Origin of the sequence: Amycolatopsis rifamycinica (assembly GCF_000695625.1) — a bacterium.
Taxonomy (GTDB): Bacteria; Actinomycetota; Actinomycetes; order Mycobacteriales; family Pseudonocardiaceae; genus Amycolatopsis; species Amycolatopsis rifamycinica.
Map to the genome: position 1 here is coordinate 124,828 of NZ_JMQI01000006.1, position 23,515 is coordinate 148,342.

The 23,515-nt window shown below is 71.6% G+C and carries 25 protein-coding genes and 1 pseudogene; 11 read left to right on the forward strand and 15 right to left on the reverse strand.

From position 1 onward, the window contains the following. Positions 1-85: 85 nt before the first annotated feature. The 3 genes from pdxH (at position 86) to DV20_RS03810 (ending at position 2,745) form a co-directional block, all read left to right on the forward strand. A complete protein-coding gene (gene pdxH, locus DV20_RS03800) occupies positions 86-763 on the forward strand; it encodes a pyridoxamine 5'-phosphate oxidase (protein ID WP_043776451.1) in 678 nt (225 codons plus the stop codon). Between the two features lie 141 nt (positions 764-904). Continuing rightward, entirely contained in the window at positions 905-2,170 is a 1,266-nt protein-coding gene (locus DV20_RS03805) for an MFS transporter (protein WP_043776487.1), read from the forward strand. 23 nt (positions 2,171-2,193) lie between these two features. Further along, the gene (locus DV20_RS03810) at positions 2,194-2,745 is read left to right on the forward strand and encodes a DUF3558 family protein (protein ID WP_043776452.1); all 552 of its coding nucleotides are present in this window, start codon (positions 2,194-2,196) and stop codon (positions 2,743-2,745) included. Between the two features lie 50 nt (positions 2,746-2,795). Here the strand turns inward: DV20_RS03810 and DV20_RS03815 are convergent, their stop codons facing one another. The 3 genes from DV20_RS03815 to DV20_RS03825 are packed head-to-tail and all read right to left on the reverse strand — an operon-like array spanning position 2,796 to position 5,025. Then, the gene (locus tag DV20_RS03815) at positions 2,796-3,620 is read right to left on the reverse strand and encodes an MBL fold metallo-hydrolase (RefSeq protein WP_043776453.1); all 825 of its coding nucleotides are present in this window, start codon (positions 3,618-3,620) and stop codon (positions 2,796-2,798) included. Next, a complete protein-coding gene (locus tag DV20_RS03820; RefSeq protein ID WP_043776454.1) occupies positions 3,617-4,447 on the reverse strand; it encodes an MBL fold metallo-hydrolase in 831 nt (276 codons plus the stop codon). The genes DV20_RS03815 and DV20_RS03820 overlap by 4 nt, the downstream gene beginning before the upstream one ends. Further along, a complete protein-coding gene (locus DV20_RS03825) occupies positions 4,447-5,025 on the reverse strand; it encodes a TetR/AcrR family transcriptional regulator (protein ID WP_043776455.1) in 579 nt (192 codons plus the stop codon). Before DV20_RS03825 ends, DV20_RS03820 begins: the two co-directional genes overlap by 1 nt. Before the next feature lie 66 nt (positions 5,026-5,091). Between DV20_RS03825 and DV20_RS03830 the strand changes: the two genes are divergently transcribed. From DV20_RS03830 to DV20_RS03840, 3 genes are read left to right on the forward strand one after another with little or no spacing between them, the layout of a single operon-like run. Beyond that, on the forward strand, positions 5,092-5,997 hold the full coding sequence (locus DV20_RS03830; RefSeq protein WP_043776456.1) for an aldose 1-epimerase family protein: 906 nt from the start codon (positions 5,092-5,094) through the stop codon (positions 5,995-5,997). Further along, positions 5,964-6,458: a GNAT family N-acetyltransferase gene (locus DV20_RS03835; RefSeq protein WP_043776488.1), complete on the forward strand. Its 495-nt coding sequence runs from the start codon at positions 5,964-5,966 to the stop codon at positions 6,456-6,458. The genes DV20_RS03830 and DV20_RS03835 overlap by 34 nt, the downstream gene beginning before the upstream one ends. Before the next feature lie 20 nt (positions 6,459-6,478). Further along, on the forward strand, positions 6,479-7,696 hold the full coding sequence (locus tag DV20_RS03840) for an amidohydrolase (RefSeq protein ID WP_043776457.1): 1,218 nt from the start codon (positions 6,479-6,481) through the stop codon (positions 7,694-7,696). A gap of 48 nt (positions 7,697-7,744) precedes the next feature. Here the strand turns inward: DV20_RS03840 and DV20_RS03845 are convergent, their stop codons facing one another. Continuing rightward, the gene (locus DV20_RS03845; RefSeq protein ID WP_043776458.1) at positions 7,745-8,290 is read right to left on the reverse strand and encodes a Uma2 family endonuclease; all 546 of its coding nucleotides are present in this window, start codon (positions 8,288-8,290) and stop codon (positions 7,745-7,747) included. A gap of 49 nt (positions 8,291-8,339) precedes the next feature. Continuing rightward, the gene (locus tag DV20_RS03850; protein WP_043776459.1) at positions 8,340-9,476 is read right to left on the reverse strand and encodes an acyl-CoA dehydrogenase family protein; all 1,137 of its coding nucleotides are present in this window, start codon (positions 9,474-9,476) and stop codon (positions 8,340-8,342) included. A gap of 160 nt (positions 9,477-9,636) precedes the next feature. Between DV20_RS03850 and DV20_RS03855 the strand changes: the two genes are divergently transcribed. From DV20_RS03855 to DV20_RS03870, 4 genes are all read left to right on the forward strand, one after another. After that, positions 9,637-10,218, forward strand: a complete 582-nt coding sequence (locus tag DV20_RS03855; RefSeq protein ID WP_043776460.1) for a TetR/AcrR family transcriptional regulator — start codon at positions 9,637-9,639, stop codon at positions 10,216-10,218. A gap of 41 nt (positions 10,219-10,259) precedes the next feature. Then, the gene (locus DV20_RS03860) at positions 10,260-11,201 is read left to right on the forward strand and encodes a carbohydrate kinase family protein (RefSeq protein WP_043776461.1); all 942 of its coding nucleotides are present in this window, start codon (positions 10,260-10,262) and stop codon (positions 11,199-11,201) included. A gap of 197 nt (positions 11,202-11,398) precedes the next feature. Further along, positions 11,399-12,715, forward strand: coding sequence for a citrate synthase (locus DV20_RS03865; protein ID WP_084093302.1), 1,317 nt, complete (start codon positions 11,399-11,401; stop codon positions 12,713-12,715). A gap of 61 nt (positions 12,716-12,776) precedes the next feature. After that, positions 12,777-14,123 carry a cryptochrome/photolyase family protein gene (locus tag DV20_RS03870; RefSeq protein ID WP_043776462.1) on the forward strand — a complete coding sequence of 449 codons (1,347 nt, stop codon included), beginning with the start codon at positions 12,777-12,779 and terminating at the stop codon, positions 14,121-14,123. Here the strand turns inward: DV20_RS03870 and DV20_RS03875 are convergent. From DV20_RS03875 to DV20_RS03905, 7 genes are all read right to left on the reverse strand, one after another. Further along, positions 14,113-14,601 (reverse strand): GNAT family N-acetyltransferase, encoded by a 489-nt coding sequence (locus DV20_RS03875; RefSeq protein WP_043776463.1) that lies wholly within the window; start codon positions 14,599-14,601, stop codon positions 14,113-14,115. The genes DV20_RS03870 and DV20_RS03875 overlap by 11 nt on opposite strands. After that, on the reverse strand, positions 14,594-15,784 hold the full coding sequence (locus DV20_RS03880) for an ABC transporter permease (RefSeq protein ID WP_043776464.1): 1,191 nt from the start codon (positions 15,782-15,784) through the stop codon (positions 14,594-14,596). The genes DV20_RS03875 and DV20_RS03880 overlap by 8 nt, the downstream gene beginning before the upstream one ends. Next, entirely contained in the window at positions 15,781-16,722 is a 942-nt protein-coding gene (locus DV20_RS03885) for an ABC transporter ATP-binding protein (RefSeq protein WP_043776465.1), read from the reverse strand. Before DV20_RS03885 ends, DV20_RS03880 begins: the two co-directional genes overlap by 4 nt. Next, a complete protein-coding gene (locus tag DV20_RS03890; protein WP_043776466.1) occupies positions 16,715-17,254 on the reverse strand; it encodes a hypothetical protein in 540 nt (179 codons plus the stop codon). Before DV20_RS03890 ends, DV20_RS03885 begins: the two co-directional genes overlap by 8 nt. Next, positions 17,251-17,520: a helix-turn-helix transcriptional regulator gene (locus tag DV20_RS03895; protein WP_043776467.1), complete on the reverse strand. Its 270-nt coding sequence runs from the start codon at positions 17,518-17,520 to the stop codon at positions 17,251-17,253. The genes DV20_RS03890 and DV20_RS03895 overlap by 4 nt, the downstream gene beginning before the upstream one ends. A gap of 76 nt (positions 17,521-17,596) precedes the next feature. Then, the gene (locus tag DV20_RS03900) at positions 17,597-19,135 is read right to left on the reverse strand and encodes a glycerol-3-phosphate dehydrogenase/oxidase (protein ID WP_043776468.1); all 1,539 of its coding nucleotides are present in this window, start codon (positions 19,133-19,135) and stop codon (positions 17,597-17,599) included. After that, positions 19,132-19,695: a TetR/AcrR family transcriptional regulator gene (locus DV20_RS03905; RefSeq protein ID WP_043776490.1), complete on the reverse strand. Its 564-nt coding sequence runs from the start codon at positions 19,693-19,695 to the stop codon at positions 19,132-19,134. The genes DV20_RS03900 and DV20_RS03905 overlap by 4 nt, the downstream gene beginning before the upstream one ends. 97 nt (positions 19,696-19,792) lie before the next feature. On the opposite strand from DV20_RS03905, the gene DV20_RS03910 reads away from it, so the two are divergent. Continuing rightward, positions 19,793-21,412: an FAD-binding oxidoreductase gene (locus DV20_RS03910; protein ID WP_407638313.1), complete on the forward strand. Its 1,620-nt coding sequence runs from the start codon at positions 19,793-19,795 to the stop codon at positions 21,410-21,412. Here the strand turns inward: DV20_RS03910 and DV20_RS03915 are convergent. The 3 genes and pseudogenes from DV20_RS03915 to DV20_RS03925 form a co-directional block, all read right to left on the reverse strand. Continuing rightward, entirely contained in the window at positions 21,390-21,944 is a 555-nt protein-coding gene (locus tag DV20_RS03915; RefSeq protein ID WP_043776470.1) for a gamma-glutamylcyclotransferase family protein, read from the reverse strand. The two genes, DV20_RS03910 and DV20_RS03915, sit on opposite strands and share 23 nt — an antisense overlap. A 65-nt stretch (positions 21,945-22,009) precedes the next feature. After that, positions 22,010-23,107 carry an S-(hydroxymethyl)mycothiol dehydrogenase gene (locus tag DV20_RS03920; RefSeq protein WP_043776471.1) on the reverse strand — a complete coding sequence of 366 codons (1,098 nt, stop codon included), beginning with the start codon at positions 23,105-23,107 and terminating at the stop codon, positions 22,010-22,012. A 191-nt stretch (positions 23,108-23,298) separates the two neighbouring features. Then, positions 23,299-23,515 (reverse strand): annotated as a pseudogene (locus tag DV20_RS03925) (RNA polymerase subunit sigma-70); the annotation flags it as partial.

Below are 23,515 nucleotides of genomic sequence, written 5' to 3' on the forward strand. Positions count from 1 at the left end.
AGTGGGTTCCGCTCCCGCGCGCGAAGCCCTAACGTGCGCAGGAGCCGAAGTGACAGCTGCCCCGACCGGGTACGGAGGTTTGGCGATGATGCCGGAGATCGAGGACCAGGTGGAAGACGCCGTAGTGCGCCTGCCGGGAATGCGCGTCGCCTACGACGGCGCGGCGTTCGACGAATCCGCGCTGGCGGCCACCTGGACCGACCAGCTGCAGGGCTGGCTGAACCAGGCCGTGGCCGCCGGCATCCCCGAACCGAACGCGATGGTGCTGGCGACCGCGGACGCCGAAGGCCGCCCGTCGTCCCGGACGGTCCTGTGCAAGGGCCTCGACGACCGGGGCGTGGTGTTCTACACGAACTACACGTCCACGAAGAGCCACGACTTGACGGCGACCCGGTACGCGTCGGTGACGTTCCCCTGGTACGCGCTGCACCGCCAGGTCCACGTCCGCGGCGAGGTCGAGAAGGTCGGCGTCAAGGAGACGGCGGAGTACTGGGCCCAGCGTCCCCGCGGCTCCCAGCTGGGTGCGTGGGCGTCCCCGCAGTCCCGCGTGGTGGACGGCCGCCGCGCGCTGGACAACGCGCTGCACGGCATCGAGCGGCGCTTCGCGGACGTCGAGCAGATCCCCGCGCCCCCGCACTGGGGTGGCTGGCGGATCCGCCCGGACATGGTCGAGTTCTGGCAGGGCCGCGAGGACCGCATGCACGACCGGCTGCGGTTCGTGCGCAACGACGACGGGTGGCACATCGAGCGCGTCGCTCCCTGAGGCCCGATCGCCCCGAAGTGGCCTGCGGCGCGTTGAACGCGACCAAGGCCACCTTGGGGCGCTCGCCGGCGACGTAAATCACGCGACTCCGGATACTTAGCCCAGCTAAGCTGATGTGTCGTGACTGGTGAACCGGGGACCCTGCCGCCCCGCTCGGGCTTCCGCAAGGTCCTCGGCCGCATCATCGTCGACACGCGGCCGCTGAAGATCCCGGCCTTCCGGCGGCTCTGGCTGTCCACTGTGGTCACCGCCGTCGGCACGCAGCTGACCGCCGTGGCCGTGCCCAAGCAGGTCTTCGACCTCACCGGGTCCTCCGCCTACGTCGGTCTCACCGGGCTCGTCGCCCTCGTTCCGCTGCTCGTCTTCGGGCTCTGGGGCGGCGCTGTCGCCGATGCCGTCGACCGGCGGAAGCTGCTCTTCGTCACCAACGTCGGCGTCGCGATCACCTCCGCCCTGCTCTGGCTGCAAGCCTTCGCGCACTTCGGCTCGGTCTGGCTCGTCCTCGGCCTGCTGGCCGTCAACCAGGCCTTCTTCGCCATCAACATGCCCACCCGCGGTGCCGTCGTCGCGCGGCTCGTACCCGCCGAACTGCTGCCCTCGGCCAACGCCCTCAGCAGCACCATGTCCACCTTCGGCGCCGTCTTCGGGCCGCTGCTCGCCGGCGCGCTGATCCCCGTCCTCGGCCTCTCGACCCTCTACCTGATCGATGTCGTCGCACTCACGATCACGCTCGTCGCCGTCTGGCGGCTGCCGTCGATCCCGCCGCTCAACGGCCCCTCACGCCGCGCCGGCCTGCGGGACGTCGCCGACGGCTTCAGGTACCTCGCCGGGCAGAAAATCCTGCTGGCCTCCTTCGTCGTCGACATCATCGCCATGGTCTTCGGCATGCCGCGGGCGCTGATCCCGGAGATGGCCGAGCGCACCTTCGGCGATCCGCCCGGCGGTGGTCCCGCGCTCGGCTGGCTCTACGCCGCCCTGCCGCTGGGCGCGATGCTGATCGGGCTCTTCTCCGGCTGGCTGACGCGCATCCACCGCCAAGGCGTCGCGGTCGTCGTCGCGATCTGCGCGTGGGGTGCGGCGGTGGCCGCCTTCGGGCTCGCGCACTCGCTCTGGCTCGCCGTCGTCTTCATGGCGCTCGCCGGTGCCGCGGACATGGTCAGCGCCGTCTACCGGATGGCGATCCTGCAGGTCGCGACCACCGACGAGATGCGCGGCCGGCTCCAGGGCGTCTTCACCGTCGTCGTCGCCGGCGGCCCGCGGATCGCCGACCTCACCCACGGCTGGGGCGCCGCCGCCTTCGGGACCACCGTCGCGGCGACCGCCGGCGGGCTGCTGGTCATCGTGCTGGTGTGCGCGTCGATGTTCCTGCTCCCGGCGTTCTGGCGATACCGGGCGCCCACGGCGTAGGCCGTCCGGGCTAGGGTGCGGACATGCGCACTCTAGCCGTCGCTTTTGTCGCTTTCGCCGCGTTGACCGCCTGCTCGTCCGGAGACGAACCGTCGAAGGCCCCTTCGTCGTCCGCGGCCCCGAAGCCGGCGCCGAGCCCGAACGCCGCGGCGGCGTCGCTCGACCCGTGCAAGCTGCTGCCCGCCGACGCCGTGTCGAAGGCGCTGTTCCTCGACAACCTCAAGGCGGTGCCGGGCCCGGTCCAGGACAACGCGGCCAACGGCGGCAAGTCCCGCAGCTGCGAGTACCAGCACGACGGCAAGGCCGCCGGCGCGCTCGCGGTGACCCGCTACGAGGGCAAGCAGGGCAAGCCCGCCGAGATGCTCGCGGCGATCAAGAAGGCGAAGCCGGGCGCACAGGACGTCCCGGGCTTCCCGGACGGCGCCGTCTACTACGTCGACGGCCAGAAGACGGCGACCCTCGCCTCGGCCGAGCTGGTGGCCGGCACGCCGGTGCTGGTCAACTACACCGGTCCGGCGAAGATGACGCCGGAGCAGCTCACCCCGCTGGTCAAGCAGGCCCTCGCCGCCGGCTGATCAGGCCCGGCCGAACCTCCGGTCGCCGGAGGATCATCCGGTTCCGTCGATCACCGGCGCAGTGCGGCCAGCTCGACCGGGCTGTGCGCCGAGAACACCGTGACCTCGTCCTGGTGGGTGCGCGCCAGCTCGTGCAGCCGCGCCAGGTTCTCCAGCCGGGGGCCGCGCAGGGTCTGGACCAGGTTCTGGAACGCCGTCAGGCCCGGTGGGCAGTGCGGGGCGACCGGGTTCAGCTGGCCGTGGAAGAAGTACGCGTCGCCGGCGTGCAGGAGCCAGCCGTTGCCCGTGTCGACCGCTACGCCCGTGTGGCCGCGCGTGTGGCCGGTCAGCGGGACCAGCAGGATCTCCTCCGGCAGGCCCTTCAGCGACCGGACCGCGTCGAAGCCGAACCACGGCTCGCCCGTCTCGTCGTAGGTGCTCCACAGCGGGCGGTGCGCGAACTGCGCCGCGCGGTAGCGGTTCTTCTCCGCCGCGTTCGCCGGGGACGTCGCCGCGCGGTGCTCCTCGGACCGGACGTGCACGACGGCGTTCGGGAAGTCGGCCAGGCCGCCCGCGTGGTCGACGTCCAGGTGCGTGGCCACGATGTGCCGGACGTCGGCCGGGTCGAGGCCGAGTGCCCTGATCTGCGCGACCGCCGTCTCGGCCGCCTCGATCCGGGCGCCGACCGCCGCCATGAAGAACCCGCCGAGCCACTCGCGCGGGCGGGCGACGGCCTGGGCGCCGAAGCCGGTGTCGACCAGCACCAGGCTGTCGCCGGTCTCGATCAGCAGGCAGTGCGCGACCAGCTCCGCCCGTCGCAGCAGGCCGGGCTCGCCGTCGAGCAGCTTGCCGCCCGCCGGACGCATCGATCCGCAGTTCAGGTGGTGCACCTTCATACGCTGCTCCTGGTGCTCAGCCGGAGGAATTCGGTCTCGTCGTGCGCGGCGAAGACGCTCACCTCGTCGCCGTGCTCCTGAACAAGCTGGCGCAGGCGGCGGTGATTGTCCAGCCGGGCGCCCTTGACCGTCTCCATGCGGCCCTCGAACCAGTTCAGGCCCGGCGGGCAGTGCGGGGCGGCCGCGACCTGGCCGTGGAAGAAGTACGAGTCGCCCGCGTTGAGCAGCCAGCCGTGGCCGGTGTCGACGGCGACCCCGGCGTGCCCCCGCGTGTGCCCGGACAGCGGGATCAGCAGGATCTCCGGCGGCAGGCCGTCCAGCTGCCGGACGGCGCCGAAGCCGAACCACGGCTCGCCGGTGTCCGCATAGGACGTCCACTGTGGACCGTGGGCGAACTGGATCCGGCGGTAGCGGCCGCGTTCGTCGTCGCGCGGGTCGGTGAACGCCCGCAGCTCCTCGGCGTAGACGTGCACGCGCGCCCACGGGAAGTCGATCAGGCCGCCCGCGTGGTCGAGGTCGAGGTGGGTCAGCACGATGTCGCGGACGTCGGCCGGGTCGAACCCGAGCGCGCGGATCTGCGCGACGGCGGTCCGGGCGGGATCGGCGATCGGGTTGGACCGGCGGACGAACCCCGCGCCCAGCCAGGCGTTCCGGTCGACCGCGGCCGGCGTGCCCATGCCGGTCTCGACGAGCACGAGGCCGGTACCGGTCTCGAGCAGCAGGCAGTGGCAGACCATGGTGGCGCGCCGGAACAGGCCCGGCCGCCTGTCGATCAGCTTGCCGCCGAGCGGGCGCATGGTGCCGCAGTTCAGGTGGTGGACGCGCATCAGGAGAACTCCCGGTCGAGGGTGGTGTGCAGGTGGGCGGCGACGGCGCGCAGCGGCGCAAGGTCACGGCGGGTGCGGGCCAGCAGCAGCCCGCCTTCGATCGCGGCGAGCACGACGGTGGCCAGCTCGTCCGCGTCGCCGTCGGAAAGCCCCCGGCCGGCGAGGTATCCGGAGAGGATGCCGTGCCAGGACGAGTAGCCGTCCGTGCAGGCCGCCCGGATCGGTTCGCTCGACGCGGCGGCGTCGAGCGCCACCGTCGCGAGTGGACAGCCGCGCTGGAAGTCCGATTCGGTGAGGAAACCCGCGAGCGCGTCGACGACCCGATCGATCGCGGCGGCGGGATCGGGCGCGTCGTTCAGGATGGTTTCGAGGAGCGTGCCCGTGCGTTCGCTCGAAAGCCGGACGGCTTCGGCGGCGAGCTGTTCCTTGCCGCCGGGGAAGTGGAAGTAGAGCGACCCCTTCGGCGCGCCACCCGCCGTCGTCAGCTGGGTGAGGCCGGTGGCGTGGTAGCCCTGGGTCTGGAACAGGTCGGCGGCGGTGTCGAGCATCCGCTGCCGCGTGTCGGTGCGGCGAACCATGGGCCGACCGTAGCGCAAACTATGACGACCGGTCTAGTGACTTCGCGAATCGGTAAGGTCGTGCGCATGGGCAACCCGACCGGTCAGCAGTTCGAGATCACCCGCGGCAACGCGCGCGCCGTCGTCACCGAAATCGGTGCCGGGCTGCGCGCCTTCGAAGTCGGCGGCGTGCCGTACGTCGAGGAATTCCCCGAGGACGCGAAGCCCCCGATGGGCGCGGGGCAGGTGCTGCTGCCCTGGCCGAACCGCACCAAGGGCGGGCAGTGGACGTTCCAGGGGGAGACCCAGCAGCTCGAGGTCACCGAGGAGGCGCGCGGCAACGCCATCCACGGCCTGACCCGCCACCTCGAGTGGGAGCTGCTGGAGCACGCCGAGTCGTCGGTCACCCTGGCCGTCGACGTCGCGGTGCAGCCCGGCTGGCCGGTGCCGCTGCGCGCGACGGTGACCTACGAGGTCTCGCCGCGCGAACTGACCGTCACCCACGAAATCCGCAACGAAGGCGAGCAGCCGATCGGCGTCGGCGTCGGGACGCACCCGTACTTCCGGATCGGCGACGTCCCGACCGACGAGCTGACGCTGACGCTGCCGGCGAGCCGGGTCCGGCCGTCCCGGCCCGACGAGCAGATGCCGTACGCCGAGGAGCAGGACGTCGAGGGCACGGAGTACGACTTCCGCGCCGGCCGCGTGCTGGCGGGCGTCAACCTGGACACGGCGTTCGGCGGCCTCGCCGCGGCCGAGGACGGCCGGCACCACGTCGTCCTGAGCCACGAGGGTCAGGAACTGCTGGTCTGGACCGGCCCGGACTTCCGCTGGGCCCAGGTGTTCACCCCCGACGACCTGGTCGGCCGCGGCCGGGCGGTGGCGATCGAGCCGATGACCTGCCCGGCCGACGCGCTCAACACGGGCACGGACCTGATCGAGCTGGAGCCGTCGGCGTCCTGGTCGGGCAGCTGGGGCATCCGAGTCCGGTGACGCCGCTTCGCCTGGGCGTCGCCGACGCGGGCGAAGTCCTGACGCTGCAACGCGCCGCGTACGTCACCGAGGCTCGCGCGCACGGGGACTTGGACCTGCCACCGCTGCTGGAAACCCTCGACGAGACGCGGCTGGCCCTCGGCGGGCTCTCCTGGGGCATCCGGGAGGCCGGGCGCCTGGTGGCGTCGGTGCGGCTGACGGTGCGCGGCCCGGTCGGGGTGATCGGCCGCCTGGTCGTCGCCCCGGACCGGCAGGGCACCGGGCTGGGCGGCGGGCTCCTGCGGTTCGCGGAGTCCGCGGCCCCGGCCGAGGTGACGCTGTTCCGGCTCTTCACCGGCTCGAAGAGCGCGGGGCCGTTGCACCTGTACGCCAAGCACGGCTACCGCGAGACGCACCGGACGCCCGAGAACAACCACGAGCTCGTGCACTTGGAGAAGACCCGCGTGCGCGTCCCCGGGTGAGTTCGTTAGCGTGGCGAACTATGGCGAAGGCAATTGTCGGGGGCTACGTCGTCCCCATCGACGGTGATCCCATCGAGGGCGGCACGGTCCTGATCGACGGCGGCAAGATCGTCGCGGTCGGCACCGAGGCCGACGTCGACATCCCGGAGGACGCCGAACTGGTCGACGCGGCCGGCACCTGGGTGCTGCCCGGCTTCATCGACGCCCACGCCCACCTCGGCGTCCACGAGGACGGCGAAGGCTGGGCCGGCAACGACACCAACGAGATGACCGACCCGAACGGCGCCCGCTTCCGCGCCGTCGACGGTATCGACCCGTACGAACCCGGCTTCGACGACGCGCTCGCCGGCGGCGTCACGAGCGTCGTCATCAAGCCCGGCTCCGGCAACCCCATCGGCGGTCAGACCATCGGCGTCAAGACCTGGGGCCGCAGCATCCTGGACATGACGTTCGCGGAGCACGTCAGCGTGAAGAGCGCGCTCGGCGAGAACCCGAAGCGCGTGTACGGCGACAAGAAGCAGACGCCGTCGACGCGCCTGGGCGTCGCGGCGATCCTGCGCGAGGCCTTCACCAAGGCCCGCAACTACCAGGCGAAGCGCGCGCACGCGGAGTCCGAGGGCAAGCCGCACGAGGTCGACCTGACGCTGGAGACGCTCGCGAAGGTCCTCGACGGCGAGCTGTTCTGGGACCAGCACGTCCACCGCGCGGACGACATCGTGACCGCGATCCGGCTGGCCGACGAGTTCGGCTACAAGCTGGTGATCAACCACGGCACCGAAGGCCACCTGATCGCCGACCTGCTGGCCGAGCGGAACGTCCCGGTCATCCTCGGCCCGCTGTTCACCACGAAGTCCAAGGTCGAGCTGCGCAACCGCACGCTGCGCTCGGCCGGCATCCTGGCCCGCGCGGGTGTCAAGATCGCGATCACCACCGACCACCCGGTGATCCCGATCAACTTCCTCGTCTACCAGGCGGCCCTGGCGGTGAAGGACGGCCTCGACCCGGCGACGGCGCTGCGGTCGCTGACCGTCAACCCGGCGTCGATGCTGGACCTCGACGGGCAGATCGGCTCGCTGAAGCCGGGTCTGGACGCCGACGTCGTGCTGTGGTCGGGCGACCCGCTGGACGTGATGAACCGCGCGCTGCGCGTGTTCGTCCGGGGCGACGAGGTGTACCACTTCGACGAGTCGCGGGGCGAAGGCGTGTCGAAGGACCGCCGCTACCGGGAGGCTCGCTGAGTTTCGGGTGGCACGCCGGTGACCGGGCGGTTCCGGCGTGCTGCCCGATCAGCCGAGGAGCGCGTCCAGGTCGAGCTCGACCGGGAACGGGACATCGGTGGTGAACGTCCCGGTGACCGCCGGCGCGTCGAGGTAGCCGGCGCCGCCGGCCCGGCACGCGACGAGCGACACCGGCCCGGCGGTGTCCACGATCCAGTAGTGCGGGATGCCCGCGTCCGCGTACTCATCGTGCTTGACCTGGTAGTCGGTGCGCTTCGAGTCCGGGGCCACGACCTCGGCGACGATGAGCACCTCGTCGGCCCGGAACAGGCCGTCGCCGCGGGCGATCGCCGACCGGCCGACGACCAGCAGGTCCGGCCGCCGGGCGAAGCCGGGTTCGCCGCGGGGCGCCAGACACAGGTCCAGGTCGTTGCGGACGACGAACGCCAGCCCGGCGGGCAGCTGCCGTTCGAGCTGGGCGGCCAGCAGGCACACGGCCACGTCGTGGCGGCGGCCGGACCCGGGCGAGGTCACCACGCGGCCTTCCACCAGCTCCGTGAAGCCGGTGCCGTCGAGGGCCGCGTACTCCTCGACGGTCAGCAGATGACCGGGCATGGCGTCACGGTAACTGTCGCGAGGATGCGACATCGGCCGCTGGATCGGGTTACGCCTGCTTCAGCTCCCGCGCGATGACGAGCCGCTGGATCTGGTTCGTCCCTTCGAAGATCTGCGGCACCTTCGCCTCCCGCATGTACCGCTCGACCGGGAAGTCCCGCGTGTACCCGGCCCCGCCGAGCACCTGCACGGCGTCCGTCGTCACCTTCATCGCGCCGTCGGTCGCCACCAGCTTGGCGATCGACGCCTGCCGCTGGAACGGCATCCCGCGGTCCCGGCGCCGGGCCGCGTCCAGGTAGAGCGCGCGGGACGCCTCCACCGTCGCCGCCATGTCCGCCAGCAGGAATTCGATGCCCTGGAAGTCGATGATCGGGCGGCCGAACTGCGAGCGTCCCTTCGCGTACGCCACCGCTTCGTCCAGCGCCGCCTGTGCCAGCCCCACCGCGCAGGCCGCGATCCCCAGCCGGCCCGAGCTCAGCGAGGACAGGGCGATGCGGAGCCCGGCTCCCGGCGCACCCAGCAACCGCTCGGCCGGGACGCGCGCGTTCTCGAAGATCAGCTGGGCGGTCGGCGAGCCGGTCAGGCCCATCTTCCGTTCGCGGGGCGCCGCCGACAGGCCTTCGGTGGCCCCGTCGACCAGCAGGCAGGAGATCTCGTCCGGACCCGTGCGGACCATCGTCGTGTAGAAGTCCGCCACTCCGGCGTGGGTGATCCACGCCTTGGTGCCGTTGACGACGTAGTCCGGGCCGTCGAGCCGCGCGCGCGTCGAGAGGGCCGCCGCGTCCGAGCCCGCGTTCGTCTCCGAGAGCGCGTACGCGCCCAGGAGCGAGCCTTCGAGCATGTCCGGCAGCCACCGGTCGCGCTGCTCGCCGGTGCCGTACTCCGCCAGCCCGTAGCAGGACATCGTGTGCACCGACAGACCGACGCCGACGGTCATCCACGCGGTCGCGATCTCCTCGAGGACCTGCAGGTAGACCTCGTACGGCACGTTGCCGCCGCCCCAGCGCTCGCTGTACGGCAGGCCCAGCAGCCCGGACTTCCCGAGCAGGCGGAACTGCTCGCGGGGGAACTGCTCCGCTTCCTCGGCCGCCGCCGCCCGCGGGGCGAGCTCGTCGCGCGCGATCTCCCTGGTCAGCGCGATCAGGTCCTCGGCCTCCGGGGAAGGCAGCAGGCGTTCGGCGGGCATCGTTGTCCTCCAAAACCACATCTTGCGGGGGTCCGGGTGGCGGAGCCCCCGGCCGGGCGAAGCCCGCATGCAGGAGTACTGAGAACAGTACTGTGGGTTCGTTCAGAGTACAGTACGACAGGCCTGGGGTGACCGGAAGACGTAGGAGATAGTGAGCCGCATGCGCCCCGAACCCCGCCGACGGCCGACCGCGCGCCAGCAGGCGCTGCTCGGCGAGCTCGAGGCGCTCTTCCTGGCCGAGGGTTTCGCCGTCTTCACGCTGGACGACCTCGCCGGCCGCCTGCGCTGCTCGAAGTCGACGCTCTACGCGCTCGCGCCGAGCAAGGAGCAACTCGCCGTCAAGGTCGTCACCGGGTTCTTCCGGGGCGCCGCCGAACGGATCGAGGAGCGCATCGCCGGCATCGACGACGCCCCCAAGCTCATCGGGGAGTACCTCGCGGGCGTCGCCGAGCACCTCAACCGGGCGTCCGCGGCCTTCATGCGCGACCTCGCGGAGTTCGGCCCGGCCCGGGAGGCCTACCAGCTCAACAGCCGGTTCGCCGCGAAACGGCTGCACCAGTTCATCGACAAGGGTGTCGCCGACGGGGTGTTCCGCGACGTCCACGCCCGGCTGGTGGCCGAGATGACCGGGCTGATCATCGAAGGCATCCAGACCGGCGTGCTCGCCCAGCGGACCGACGTGTCCGACGCCGAAGCGTTCACCGCTTTGGGTGAACTGCTGCTCGGTGGGTTGAACAAATAGCGGACAGGAATTGTCAGGCCGGGGTCAATTAAACTCCCGGCGTGATCGTCGTAGGCGGAGAAGCTCTGGTCGACCTGGTTCCCGGCGACCCCCTGGATTCCACTGTGGACGGTGGGCTGCGCGCGCTGCTGCCCCGGCTCGGCGGCGGCCCGTACAACGTCGCGCTGGCCGCCGGGCGGCTCGGCGTGCCGGCGGCGTTCCTGTCGCGCGTGTCCACCGACCGCTTCGGCGAGGCGATGATCGAGCGGCTGCACGCCTCGGCCGTCGACACCTCGCTGCTGCAGCGCGGCGACGAGCCGACGACGCTGGCCGTCGTGGCGCTCGACGCGAAGGGCGCGGCGCGCTACACCTTCTACGTCGAGGGCACCGCCGACCGGCTGGTCGCCGACCCGGGCCCGCTGGACGGCGATGTGACAGCGCTCTCACTCGGCACGCTCGGCATGGTCCTCGAGCCGGGCGCCTCGGCGTACGAGGCGATGCTGCGGCGCGAAGCGGCCCGCGGCGTGCTCACCGTGCTCGATCCCAACATCCGCGAGGCGCTCATCACCGATCCGGCCGCGTACCGGGCCCGGTTCGCGTCCTGGCTGCCGGACGTCCGGCTGCTGAAGATCTCCGACGACGACGCCGCGTGGCTCACCGAAGGCGCCGACCCGGTCGCCGCCGCGAAGACGTGGATCGAGTCCGGTGTGGACGCCGTGGTGCTCACCCGGGGCGCCGACGGGCTCTCGGTGATCACCGCCGCAGGTGAGCTGGCCCACGTGCCGTCGCGGAAGGTCACCGTCGTGGACACCATCGGCGCGGGCGACACCGTGCACGGCGCGCTGCTGGCCTGGTTGCACACCCGCGAGGCCACCGACCTGGCCTCCCTCGACGCCGGCGCGTGGCGCGAGGCCCTCACCTTCGCGGCGAAGGCGGCGTCGATCACGGTGTCCCGCAGCGGTGCCGAGCCGCCCACGTCCGCCGACATGGCGGCCACCGTGTGAACCTGGTCCCAAAGGGGCCCCCAGGAGCAACGTCACCGCTGCGCGAAGGCGGGTTTCTCGACTAACGTTGAGGGGCATTCTTCATACCCCAGCGGGGCGGTGTGCAGCGAGGCGCCAGTGTTTCCTCGCGTGAACACGTGGCTACCTGTGGAACGTACAGGCGCCGCCGGCCCGTGCCCAACGTGAGAGGGACTTGCATGTCCGACGCGACGACTGCGGGGCAGTCCGGCGGAGAAACCGCGAAGCTGACCCTGCCGAGTGGCGAGCACGAGTTCAAGATCGTCCACCCGGTCGAGGGCGCGCCCGGGATCGAACTGGGGAAGCTGCTGGCGCAGACGGGGTACATCACCTACGACCCGGGGTTCGTCAACACCGGCGCCGCGTCGTCCGCCATCGCCTACATCGACGGTGACGCCGGCATCCTCCGGTACCGCGGGTACCCGATCGAGCAGCTGGCCGAGAAGTCGACCTTCATCGAGGTCTCCTACCTGCTGATCTACGGCGAGCTGCCGACCCAGGCCCAGCTGGCCGACTTCACCGAGAAGATCCAGCGGCACACGCTGCTCCACGAGGACCTGAAGGCGTTCTTCAGCGGCTTCCCGCGCGACGCCCACCCGATGCCGGTCCTGTCCAGCGCGGTGTCGGCGCTGTCGACCTTCTACCAGGATTCGCTCAACCCGTTCGACGAGCCGAACGTGGAGCTGTCCACCGTCCGGCTGCTGGCCAAGCTCCCGACGCTGGCCGCGTACGCGTACAAGAAGTCCGTCGGCCAGCCGCTGCTGTACCCGGACAACTCGCTGGGCCTGGTCGAGAACTTCCTGCGGATGACGTTCGGCTTCCCGGCCGAGCCGTACGAGGTCGACCCCGAGGCCGCCAAGGCGCTCGACCTGCTGTTCATCCTGCACGCCGACCACGAGCAGAACTGCTCGACCTCGACCGTGCGCCTGGTCGGCTCGTCCGAGGCGAACCTGTTCGCGTCGATTTCGGCCGGCATCAACGCCCTGTTCGGCCCGCTGCACGGCGGTGCGAACTCCGCGGTGCTCGACATGCTGGAGGGCATCCAGCGCGACGGCGGCGACGTCGCCAAGTTCGTCGAGCGCGTGAAGAACAAGGAAAAGGGCGTGAAGCTGATGGGCTTCGGGCACCGGGTCTACAAGAACTACGACCCGCGCGCGAAGATCATCAAGAACACCGCGGACGAAATCCTCGGCAAGCTGAAGGGCGGCGACCAGCTGCTCGACATCGCCAAGAAGCTCGAGGAGACGGCGCTTTCCGACGAGTACTTCATCGAGCGGAAGCTGTACCCGAACGTGGACTTCTACACCGGCCTGATCTACCGGGCGCTGGGCTTCCCGACGAAGTTCTTCACGGTGCTGTTCGCGCTGGGCCGGCTCCCGGGCTGGATCGCGCACTGGCGCGAAATGATCAACGACCCGGCCACCAAGATCGGCCGCCCGCGCCAGATCTACACCGGCTACGGGACCCGGGACTACGTCCCGATGTCCGAGCGCTGAGTTTCACCCGACAAGCGCCCCGTCGTGCACCGGCACGGCGGGGCGCTTATCGTTTACCGGCGTGACTCGAGAAGCGCCGGTCGTCCTCTGGTTCCGCCGTGACCTGCGGCTGGGCGACCACGCCGCGCTTCTGGGGGCGTCTCGGCACAGCAAGCACGTGCTCGCGCTGTACGTCCTCGACGAGGCGCTGCTGAAGCCCGGAGGGGCGCCGCGGGAAGCATTCCTGTACGGCTGTCTCGAAAAGCTGAACGAGCAGCTCGGCGGCCGCCTGATGCTGGTGCGCGGCGACCCGGCGGCCGAGGTCGTCCGTGCGGCGCGCGGGATCGGCGCGGCCGCGGTGCACGTCAGCGCCGACACCGGCCCGTACGGCCGCCGCCGGGACGCGGCCGTGGCGAAAGCGTTGGCGGAGCACAACCTCGACTGGGTCGAGACGGGCTCGCCGTACGCGGTGACGCCGGGCCGCGTCACGAAGCCGGACGGCAGCCCGTACCGCGTCTTCACGCCGTTCTTCCGCGCCTGGACGGCACACGGGTGGCATCCGCCCGCCGACACCGGACCGTCCCTTGTGGACTGGGTGGAACCGCCGCGCTCATTGCGGATCCCGAAGCCGCCGCCGGTGTCCGCGACGTTGCCCGAGCCGGGCGAGCAGGCCGCGCTGCAGGTCTGGCACGACTTCCTCGACGGCCCGATCGAGACCTACGACGCCGACCGGGACCGCCCGGACCGCGAAGGGACCACGCGGCTCTCGCCGTACCTGCGCTGGGGGTGCATCCACCCGCGCACGATCCTGGCCGACCTGGCCGGCGACGAACGGGCGGGCGCGAAGTCGCTGCGGAGCGAGATCTGCTGGCGCGAGTTCCACGCCGATGTCCTGTGGCACCGCCCGGAAACCGCGCGGAAGAACTACGACAAGCGGTTCGACGGCATGAAGCACGACGACGACCCCGAGGCCTTCTCGCGGTGGTGCGAGGGCCGGACGGGCTACCCGATCGTGGACGCCGGGATGCGGCAGCTGCTGGCCGAGGGCTGGATGCACAACCGGGTGCGGATGGTCGTCGCGAGCTTCCTGGTCAAGGACCTGCACCTGCCGTGGTGGCTGGGCGCCCGCCACTTCATGAAGCACCTGGTGGACGGCGACCTGGCGTCGAACCAGCTGAACTGGCAGTGGGTCGCGGGCTGCGGCACGGACGCGGCACCGTACTTCCGCGTCTTCAACCCCACGACCCAGGGCGAGAAGTTCGATCCGCACGGTGATTACGTGCGCAAGTACGTGCCGGAGCTGCGAGGGGTCCCGGGAAAGGCGGTGCACCAGCTGAAGGAGCGCCCCGCGGACTACCCGGAACCCATGGTCGACCACGGCCACGAGCGCCAGGTGTCCCTGGAGCGCTACGGCAAGATCACCTCGTGAGCAACGGCTTGACGCGCCACACGACCGCGAGCGCCGGATCGCCGGTGGAACTCGGCTCGACCCGTTCGACGGTGAAGCCTTCGCGCTCGTAGAACGCGCCGGCTCGCTCGTTGGCCGCGAAGTGCTCGATGTACAGCCGCTCCGCATCGGCGGGCAGCTGCGCGGCGAGGGCCTCGAGCAGCCGCCGGCCGAGCCCGTGGCCGCGTTGCCCGGGGTGGACGTAAAGCTTGTAGACCACGTGCTCGGCGCCGCTGCGGCCGCGTTGCCCCACGCCGAGGATCTCCCCGCCGTCCTCGGCGACGACCACCAGCCCGGCCGCCACGGCCGCGCCGACGTGCGTCTCGTTCCACCAGTCGCGGACCTGCGCGTCCGCGGCGGCCGCGCCGATCAGCGGGGCGTAGTGCGCCCGGACGTGCGCCTCGCCGAACCGGTGGATCGCGGCCACGTCGCCGGGACCCGCCGCCCGCACCTCACCCACGCAGGGCCTCCGTCAGCTTGATCCGGCTGCCGATCCGCAGCACGCTGTTGCCGTAGATCTTCCCGCCGACCCAGGTCAGCACGGCGACGAGCGCGACGGTCAGCGCCAGTGACAACCCGATCTCCCAGCCCGCCGCCGCGCCCGTCGAGATGCGGGCCGGCATGAGGATCGGCGAGAGCAGGGGGATCAGCGAGACGATCTTCGTCGCCGAGCCCGCCGGGTTCTGGACCAGCAGGTTGAAGCCCGCGATGAACCCGACGATCAGGATGATGTTGAGCGGCCCGACCACCGACTGGGTGTCCTCCTGCCGGGACACCAGCGATCCCAGTGCGCCGTAGATGGTGGCGTACAACAGGAAGCCCAGCAGGTACCAGAGCAGGCCCCACAGCACCGCGCCCGTCGCGAAGCCGGACAGCGTGAACACGCCGGTCGCCGCGGCCGCGCCCAGCCCGGCCACCGCGAGGACGACCAGCTGGGTCAGGCCGACCAGGCCGAGGCCGATCACCTTGCCCAGCAGCAGCTGCCACGGCCGCACGCTGGCGAGCAGGATCTCCACGACCCGGCTCGACTTCTCCTCGACGACGCCCTGGGCGACCATCATCCCGTAGGTGATGATGCTCATGTACAGCAGGAACGCCACGACCAGCCCGACGACCAGCCGCTGCGTCTGGTCCGCCGGCTGCGGCGAGAGGGCGTCGTCCCGGACGTGGGTGCCGTTGACCCTGGCCATCACCTCGGCCGGCTCCAGCTGCGCGGACGACAGCACGCCGTCGAGCACCTGCTGCTGGGCGACCTGGTCGAGGACGCGGCGCAGCTCGCCGTCCAAAGAGGACTGATAGGTGGCGGTCAGCTGCGCCGCGCTGCCCGAGACGAGCGCGTCGATGTCGCCGTCTTCGACCTTCTGCCGGCCTTCCGCCGGGTCGGTGACGACGACCGTGCTGATCTCCCGGCCGGAGAGCGCCGCTTCGGTCTGCAGCTGGCGGGCGATGCCGATCGCCTGGCCGGTCAGCCCGACCGTGTTCTTGTCCGACGAACTGGCCAGCGACGTCTGGAAGAAGACGTACCCCAGCAGCAGCACCAGGAGCACGCCGGTGCCGACCACGAACGACCGTGTGCGCAGCCGCGTGTTCAGCTCGCGCTTCAGCACCAGCCAGACAGCTCGGCGGCCACTCAACGTCCTCATCGCGATACCCCCTCGGTGACAGGTTCGTGAGCTCCGGCGCCGTCGGACACGGCGTCGCGGAACAGCTCGGTGAGCGACCGGCGACGGCGGCTGAACTCGGTGACCGGCCCGGTCGCCAGTGCGGCGGCGAGCACGGCCTGGTCGTCCGCGCCCGGTTCGAGGTCGAGCACGGTGGTGGTGCCGTGCTGCTCCAGCACGCGCACGCCGGGCAGGCCGGCGGCCCAGCCGCCGGTCGCGGACGGCGCCGTCACGACGAGCTTGCCGCGCGCGCCCGCCGTCAGTTCGCCGACCGTGCCGACGGCGACCATGCGGCCGCCGCGGATGATCCCGACCCGGTCGCACAGCCGCTCGACGAGGTCGAGCTGGTGGCTGGAGAACACGACCGGCACCCCCGCGGCGGCCTTCTCCCGCAGGACACCGCTCATCACGTCGACGGCGATCGGGTCGAGACCGGAGAACGGCTCGTCGAGCACCAGCACCGCGGGGTCGTGCACCAGCGCCGCGGCCAACTGGACGCGCTGCTGGTTGCCGAGGCTGAGCTTCTGCACCTCGTCCTTGCGCCGCTCGGCCAGCCCGAGCCGGGTGATCCAGGTTTCGGCGTTGCGGTGGGCCTCGCCGGCACTGAGCCCGTGCAGCTCGGCCAGGTAGACGAGCTGGTCGAGCACCTTCATCTTCGGGTACAGCCCGCGTTCCTCGGGCATGTAGCCGATGTGCGTGCGGGTTTCGTGCGTGACGGGCTTGCCGTCGAAGCGCACTTCGCCGCCGTCCGCGGCCAGCACGCCGAGCGCGATCCGCATGGTGGTGGTCTTGCCGGCGCCGTTGCTGCCGACGAAGCCGAACAGCTCGCCGGCGCGGACGTCGAACGAGACGCCGTCCAGCGCGACCTTGGCGCCGTAGCGCTTGGAGATCCGGTCGATCTCCAGGGTCCCCTCAGGCATGGCCCATCCCCTCTTCGAAATCTTCGGGATCGTCGTCCGGCAGCGACCAGCCCAGCACGATGGCGGGGATGGTGGTGCCGGTGACCAGGAGCGCGGACAGCATCATCGCGCCGCTCGCCGCGGAGTCGGCGGCGAGCAGCCCGTAGAGCATGGCGATCAGCATCAGGTAGCTGAGCGCCTGGTAGCCGATGTAGGTGACGCGGTGGCGCCATTCGCGCTCGCGTTCGTCCAGCAGGCGCGAGAAGCTGCCGCTCATCCGGCCGGTCAGGACGCGCAGGGTGATGAACGCGAACCCGCCCAGGACCAGCCCGGTCAGCCAGAAGGCCGGGAAGGCCCAGCTCGGCTGGGCTTTGAACTGGGTGGCCCCGGCGACCAGGGCGAGGTCGGCGAGCACGAGGACGACGACGAGTGTCCGGCGGTGCTTCCGGGTGCGCCAGCCCGGCAGCTTCCGCGCCCGCTTGCGTTCGGCCGCCTCCATCTTGTCGAGCTGGCGTTCCCAGTAGGCCGCGAGGCGGCCGGGCTGCTCGGTCATGCTCCCCCCTCGCGGTAGACCTGGGTGGAAAGCGGCGTGAACGGCTCGCGGCTGAAGACCGCCTCGACGGGCAGGTCGAACACCGCGCAGATCCGGAACGCCAGATCCAGGCTCGGATAGTGGTCGCCCCGCTCGAGCGCGCCGATGGTCTGCGGATTGACTTCGACGGCACTGGCGAGCGCGGCCCGGGTCATCCCGCGCTCGGCCCGGAGCACGGGAAGCCGGTTGTAGATCGGCAGCTCCTTGCCGCGTCTGACCGGACTCATGGAACTTACTGTTGCAAAAACCCAACGAGCCGTCAACTCAAGAGAACGTTAAGCGGTGTTGTTCACAGGGTTCAGGTCAGCCGAGACCCGCCAGCGACTTGTCGACAAGTTCCGCCACCCGCGCCCTGGCGGCCTCGGCGTCCGCAGGGACCAGCGACAGCCGCGTCCGGCGCTCCAGCACGTCCTCGGCATCGAGGGCGCCCTCGTGCCGGACCGCCCACACGACCTCCGCCGCCGTGATCTCCGTTCCCGGCCCCACCGGTGCCGCGAACTCCGCGTCCAGCTCGCCCAGTGCCGCCACCCGGGGCGCTTCCGTGCCGTACCGGCCCACCAGTCGCGGTGATGCGTCCACAAACGACAGTTCTGCCCGCGAAGCCGCGCCCAGCAACGGCAGTCGCGCCGTCCGGCAGGGCGAAGCAGGAAGCCCCGCCAGGCGCACCGCCGCGTCGACCGCGTCCTCCGCCATCCGGCGGTACGTCGTCAACTTGCCGCCGACCACGGTCAACAACCCGTCCGCGCCGGCCAGGACCGCGTGCTTCCGGGACAGATCGGCCGACCGGCCGCCGCCCTCCACCAGGGGGCGCAAGCCCGCGAAAGAACCGGCGATGTCCGCCCGGGTCAGTGGCCGGGCGAGGACCGACGAAGCCATCGACAACAAGAAGTCCACATCGGACTCGGGAACCACCGGCACCGGCGGAATCGGGCCCGGCACCGGCTCGTCGGTGAGTCCCAGGTAGACGCGGCCGTCCGGCTGGGGCAGCAGGAAGACGAACCGGTTGGTCTCCCCGGGCACGCCGATGTTCACCGATGTCGTCCCCATCGGCACCGTTCCCGGCGCCAGCACCAGGTGTGACCCCCGTGACGGACGCAGCCGGACCGAGCCCGTCAGTGTTCCCGCCCAGACGCCGGTCGCGTTGATCACCTGTCGCGCGTGGATGTCCACTGTGGAGCCGGTGCGGGCGTCGCGGGCCTGGACGAGATCCGCCGAGAGCGAAGTGGCCGAGAGCCGCGTCAGGATTCGCGCGCCGAAGGAAGCCGCCGTTCGGGCGAGGGAAACCACCAAGCGGGCGTCGTCGACCAGGGCACCGTCGTAGGCCAGCAAGGCGCCGCGCAACCCGTGTGCGGAAAGGCCCGGTGCCAGCGACAGCGCCAACGCGGCCGGGATCGAACGCGGCCGCGGCAACACCGATGACGGCGTGCGCGCCGCGCGGCGGAGGGCGTCCCCGGCGCGGAGGCCGGCCGCGACCACGGCCTGCTGCGCCCGGGAAGTGCTCGGGTACAACGGGAACAGCTGGGGCATCGCGCGCGTGAGGTGCGGTGCCGTGCGCGTCATCAGGATCCCGCGCTCCACCGCGCTCTCGTGCGCCAAGCCGAGCTCGCCGTGCGCCAGGTACCGCAAGCCGCCGTGGACCAGCTTCGACGACCAGCGTGAGGTGCCGAACGCCAGGTCGTGCGCCTCCACCAAGGCCACCGACAGCCCGCGCGAGGCCGCGTCCAGTGCGATGCCCGCGCCGGTCACGCCGCCGCCGACCACGGCGATGTCCACGCGCTCGCCCGACGCCAGCTCCGCGAGCTCGCGTTCGCGGCGGCGCGCGTTGAGCGAGCCGGACGTCATGGCCGCAAGGCCGCGTCGAGCACGTGGGTGAACTCCGCCATCAGTGCCGCCTCGTCGATGTCGGCCGTGGCCGGGCGCAGGGAGAACGCGAACGACTGCACCACCAGCAGTACCGACCGCGCCTGCACCGCGACCGGCGCCCGCCGGATCGAGCCGTCCTGGTGGCCGGCCTCCAGCAGCCCGTGCAGCGCCTGCTCGGCGAACTTCTGCGTCGCCCCGAGCCGCTCGACGATGTACGGGAGGACGAGCTCGGGGTCGACGTCGAGCAGCGTGCGGAACAGCGGGTCGGTCGACAGCGCGCGGACGCCGGCCGCCGCGATGAGCACCAGCCGGTCGCGGCTGTGCGCCGCGTCCGCGCCGCCTTCGCTCGCCGTGCGCAGCAGCCCGCTGAACTCGCGGGTCATCAACGCCGCGAGCACGCTGCGGACGTCGGGGAAGCGGCGGTAGACCGTCATCCGGCTGACGCGGGCGGTGCGGGCGATTTCGGCGAGTGTGGTGCGGCGCACACCGACGGCCAGCACGCACGAGCGCGCGGCGTCGAGCAGCACGTCATCGGCCACCCGCGTCGCCGTCTGGCGGTTGCGGGTGTCCGCGAGCGCGGAGGAACTCGCGGTCTGCGTGGTGTGACGTTTTACGTCCATATGTCACACTGTAGTCGTGAACGCTCTTATTGACCACCGTCTCCGCCGGTCCTGGACCGCGGAATCCGCGGGCGCCGCCCCGCTGCCCGCGCGCGCGGCGAGGTGGCTTGAACAGCGTATCGGTCCCGTCGCCCCCGGCGCCGCTCCCGCAGGCGACATGCCGGTAAAAATACCGTCACCGGAACTACCGGATTCTGCCGGAGAAGCGCTCGCCAAGGTGGTCGGCGCGGAGAACGTGCTGGTCGACGACCCGGCACGGCTCGCGCGGGCGACCGGGCTGTCCTACCTCGACCTGGTCCGGCGCCGTTCGCCCGCCGCGGACTTCCCGGTGCCGGACGCGGTCGTGCTGCCCGCGGATCCGGACGAGGTCCAGGCGGTCCTCGAGATTTGCGTCCAGTACGACGTCGGGGTCGTGCCCTTCGGCGGCGGGACGTCGGTGGTCGGCGGTGTCGCGGCACTGCGCGGCGAGAAGACGTCGGTGATCGCGCTGGACCTCGTCCGGCTCGACGCGCTGGTGTCGGTGGACGCCGAGTCGCGCATCGCCGTCCTGCAGGCCGGCGTCCGCGGCCCCGAGGCCGAGCGGCTGCTCGCCGGGCACGGCCTGACGCTCGGGCACGTCCCGCAGTCGTTCGAGCGAGCCACGATCGGCGGCTTCGCGGCGACGCGCTCGGCGGGCCAGGCGTCGTCGGGCTACGGGCGGTTCGAGGACATGGTGACCGGCGTGCGGCTGGCGACTCCGCGTGGTCCGTGGCGGCTCGGCGTCGCCCCGGCGTCCGCGGCCGGCCCTGACCTGCGCCAGCTCGCGATCGGCAGCGAGGGCACGCTCGGCGTGATCACCGAGGTGGCGCTGCGGGTGCGGCCGGCTCCGGCGGTCCGGCGTTACGAGGGCTACGCGCTGCCGGGCTGGGCGGCCGGTGCCGAAGCGGTGCGGGACCTCGCGCAGCACCACGCGCTCGCCGACGTCACCCGGCTGTCCGATGGGGACGAAACCGAAGTGTCCCTCGCGCTGGACGCGGGGCTCAAGACGGCGGCGCTGCGCCGCTACCTCGCCGCGCGGGGCGTGCGGCGGCCGTGTTTCCTCATCGTGGGCTGGGAAGGCACCGCGCACGACGTGGCGCTGCGCCGCCGTGAGACGGCCCGCCGGCTGAAGGCCTCGGGTGCCGTGCGTGTCGGCAAGGCGCTCGGCGAGTCGTGGCGGCACGGCCGGTTCGCCGGGCCGCGGCAGCGGGACACGTTGCTGGACATGGGTATCTGCGTCGAAACGCTCGAGACGGCGGCCTACTGGTCCGATGTGGACGAGCTGCGTGACGACGTCCGCGCGGCGCTGACGGCCGCGCTGGGCCCGGCCATCATCATGTGCCACATCTCGCACGCCTACGAGACGGGAGCGTCGCTCTACTTCACGGTGCTGACGGCCCGCGACGAAGCCGACCCCGTCGGCCAGTGGCAGCGCGCGAAGGCGGCGGCGTGCGAGGCGATCGCCGGGCTGGGCACGATCTCGCACCACCACGCCGTCGGCGTCGACCACGCGCCCTACCTGAGCGCGGAAATCGGCTCGCTGGGCGTCGAGGTGCTACGCGCGGCCAAGTCCGCGGTGGACCCGACCGGGATCCTCAACCCGGGAAAGCTGGTGTGACGACTTCGCAGGGCACGCCGTGGCCGTCGGCGGGGACGCCGTCGAGCGCGGCCGCGTCGGCCTGCGGGACGTCGGTGGTGCGCACCGGCGCGCCGTCCACCAGCAGCGGGTAGCGGATCGGCGCGGCGCCGACGTAGGTGTGGACGTCGGTCAGGCGCGTGCCGTCGTCGAGGGTGATGTCGGGTTCGGTCAGCCGGGCCAGGTGGTAGCGGTTGCCGCGGCCTTCGCAGCGGTCCAGGACCGCCAGCTGGTCCGGCGTCACGAACCAGATGGCGTGGTCTTCGGCGCCGGGCAGCGCGGTGAGCGTGGCCGGCCGCTGGTCGTCGACCACGCGGAAGCCGGCCGCCCACACCGCGGCGAGCCCGGCGCAGCGCGCGTGCGCCACGACGACCGGGCCTTCGAGGCCGAGCCGGGCGCGCAGCCAGGTGATCTTCGACGGGTTGGCGTTCGAGCCGTAGGCCAGCACGGCCATCCGGTCGCGCCAGCCTCCGGGAGCGGCGTCGAGCGGGTGCCCGGCGCCGTCGACGTGCACGAACGAGTAGCCCGGCCGGGTGCCGGGATAGGGCTCGGCTGGGTACTCGTCGTCGGTGAAGAGGGTCAGAACGTCACCACGCTGCGCAGCACCTCGCCGCGGTGCATGCGCTCGAAGGCCTGCTCGACGCCGTCGACACCGATGCGCTCGGTGACGAACTTGTCGAGCGGCAGCCGGCCCTGCAGGTAGAGGTCGACGAGCATCGGGAAGTCCCGGCTGGGCAGGCAGTCGCCGTACCACGACGACTTGAGCGAGCCACCGCGCGAGAAGAAGTCGATCAGCGGCAGGTCGTCGAGCCGCATTTCCGGCGTCGGCACGCCGACCAGCACGACCGTGCCGGCCAGGTCGCGCCCGTAGAAGGCCTGCCGCCAGGTCTCGGGGCGGCCGACCGCGTCGATGACGACGTCGGGGCCGAATCCGCGGGTGGCGTCCTGCATGGCTTCGACGACCTGGGCCTCGGTGAGGTCCGTGCTGTTCACGGTGTGCGTCGCGCCGAAGTCCTTCGCCCAGTCGAGCTTCCGGTCGTCCCGGTCGATGGCGACGATGGTGGTGGCCCCGGCCAGCTTCGCGCCGGCGATGGCGGCGTCGCCGACCCCGCCGCAGCCGATGACCGCGACCGAGTCCCCGCGCGTGACGGCGCCGGTGTTGATGGCGGCACCGAGCCCGGCCATGACACCGCAGCCGAGCAGCCCGGCCACGGCGGGCTCGGCCCGCTTGTCGACCTTGGTGCACTGTCCGCTGTGGACAAGGGTCTTTTCGAGGAAGGCCCCGACACCGAGGGCGGGCGACAGCTTGGTGCCGTCGCTCAGCGTCATGGGCTGGGAGGCGTTGAAGGTGGAGAAGCAGTACCACGGCTTGCCGCGCTTGCAGGCCCGGCAGGTGCCGCAGACGGCACGCCAGTTGAGGATGACGTAGTCGCCCGGCTCGAGGTCGGTGACACCTTCGCCGACGGCCTCGACGACACCGGCGGCCTCGTGGCCGAGCAGGAACGGGAAGTCGTCGTTGATCCCGCCTTCGCGGTAGTGCAGGTCGGTGTGGCAGACCCCGCAGGCCCGCACGTTCACGACGGCTTCGCCGGGACCGGGATCGGGCACGAGGACGGTCTCCAGCGAAACGGGCTCGCCCTTCGCCCGCGAAACGACCCCCTGGACCTCGTAGGGCATTCGAACCACCTTCCGGCTGCGCTGCTGGTCGACCGCAGCTAATCACGGATCATGCGGAGATGGCGACATCCGCATGAGTGAGATTCCGCAACGTGTTGCGCTTTGCGCAACTGTGCGGAGCATGGCTCGTGCGGGCCCTCTACTGCCGCGGTCCGGCGCCTCAGCTCGGCCTCCGGCCCCCGGTTTCCAGCTTACCGAGCACCACCGACGGTTCTTGGTGGCTCAGGCAGCTCCATCGACGCGAGCTTCACCGGGTCCGCCACCGCGGCGATGCGCACGATCCGCCCTTCGGCCACCGTGAACGCCACCACCGACAGCGGCGTCCCGTCCTGGCGCCAGGCGACCACGCCGGGCAGGCCGCCCACCAGCACGGGCCGCCCGCCGGCCGCCGCGCCGAGGCGGGCGCCC

Bases quoted from the DNA above. Each gene is read 5' to 3' on its own strand.
- pdxH (WP_043776451.1), top strand. From the start codon at position 86: ATGATGCCGGAGATCGAGGACCAGGTGGAAGACGCCGTAGTGCGCCTG.
- DV20_RS03810 (WP_043776452.1), top strand. From the start codon at position 2,194: ATGCGCACTCTAGCCGTCGCTTTTGTCGCTTTCGCCGCGTTGACCGCC.
- DV20_RS03815 (WP_043776453.1), bottom strand. From the start codon at position 3,620: ATGAAGGTGCACCACCTGAACTGCGGATCGATGCGTCCGGCGGGCGGC.
- DV20_RS03820 (WP_043776454.1), bottom strand. From the start codon at position 4,447: ATGCGCGTCCACCACCTGAACTGCGGCACCATGCGCCCGCTCGGCGGC.
- DV20_RS03825 (WP_043776455.1), bottom strand. From the start codon at position 5,025: ATGGTTCGCCGCACCGACACGCGGCAGCGGATGCTCGACACCGCCGCC.
- DV20_RS03830 (WP_043776456.1), top strand. From the start codon at position 5,092: ATGGGCAACCCGACCGGTCAGCAGTTCGAGATCACCCGCGGCAACGCG.
- DV20_RS03840 (WP_043776457.1), top strand. From the start codon at position 6,479: ATGGCGAAGGCAATTGTCGGGGGCTACGTCGTCCCCATCGACGGTGAT.
- DV20_RS03845 (WP_043776458.1), bottom strand. From the start codon at position 8,290: ATGCCCGGTCATCTGCTGACCGTCGAGGAGTACGCGGCCCTCGACGGC.
- DV20_RS03850 (WP_043776459.1), bottom strand. From the start codon at position 9,476: ATGCCCGCCGAACGCCTGCTGCCTTCCCCGGAGGCCGAGGACCTGATC.
- DV20_RS03855 (WP_043776460.1), top strand. From the start codon at position 9,637: ATGCGCCCCGAACCCCGCCGACGGCCGACCGCGCGCCAGCAGGCGCTG.
- DV20_RS03865 (WP_084093302.1), top strand. From the start codon at position 11,399: ATGTCCGACGCGACGACTGCGGGGCAGTCCGGCGGAGAAACCGCGAAG.
- DV20_RS03880 (WP_043776464.1), bottom strand. From the start codon at position 15,784: ATGAGGACGTTGAGTGGCCGCCGAGCTGTCTGGCTGGTGCTGAAGCGC.
- DV20_RS03885 (WP_043776465.1), bottom strand. From the start codon at position 16,722: ATGCCTGAGGGGACCCTGGAGATCGACCGGATCTCCAAGCGCTACGGC.
- DV20_RS03890 (WP_043776466.1), bottom strand. From the start codon at position 17,254: ATGACCGAGCAGCCCGGCCGCCTCGCGGCCTACTGGGAACGCCAGCTC.
- DV20_RS03895 (WP_043776467.1), bottom strand. From the start codon at position 17,520: ATGAGTCCGGTCAGACGCGGCAAGGAGCTGCCGATCTACAACCGGCTT.
- DV20_RS03900 (WP_043776468.1), bottom strand. From the start codon at position 19,135: ATGACGTCCGGCTCGCTCAACGCGCGCCGCCGCGAACGCGAGCTCGCG.
- DV20_RS03920 (WP_043776471.1), bottom strand. From the start codon at position 23,107: ATGCCCTACGAGGTCCAGGGGGTCGTTTCGCGGGCGAAGGGCGAGCCC.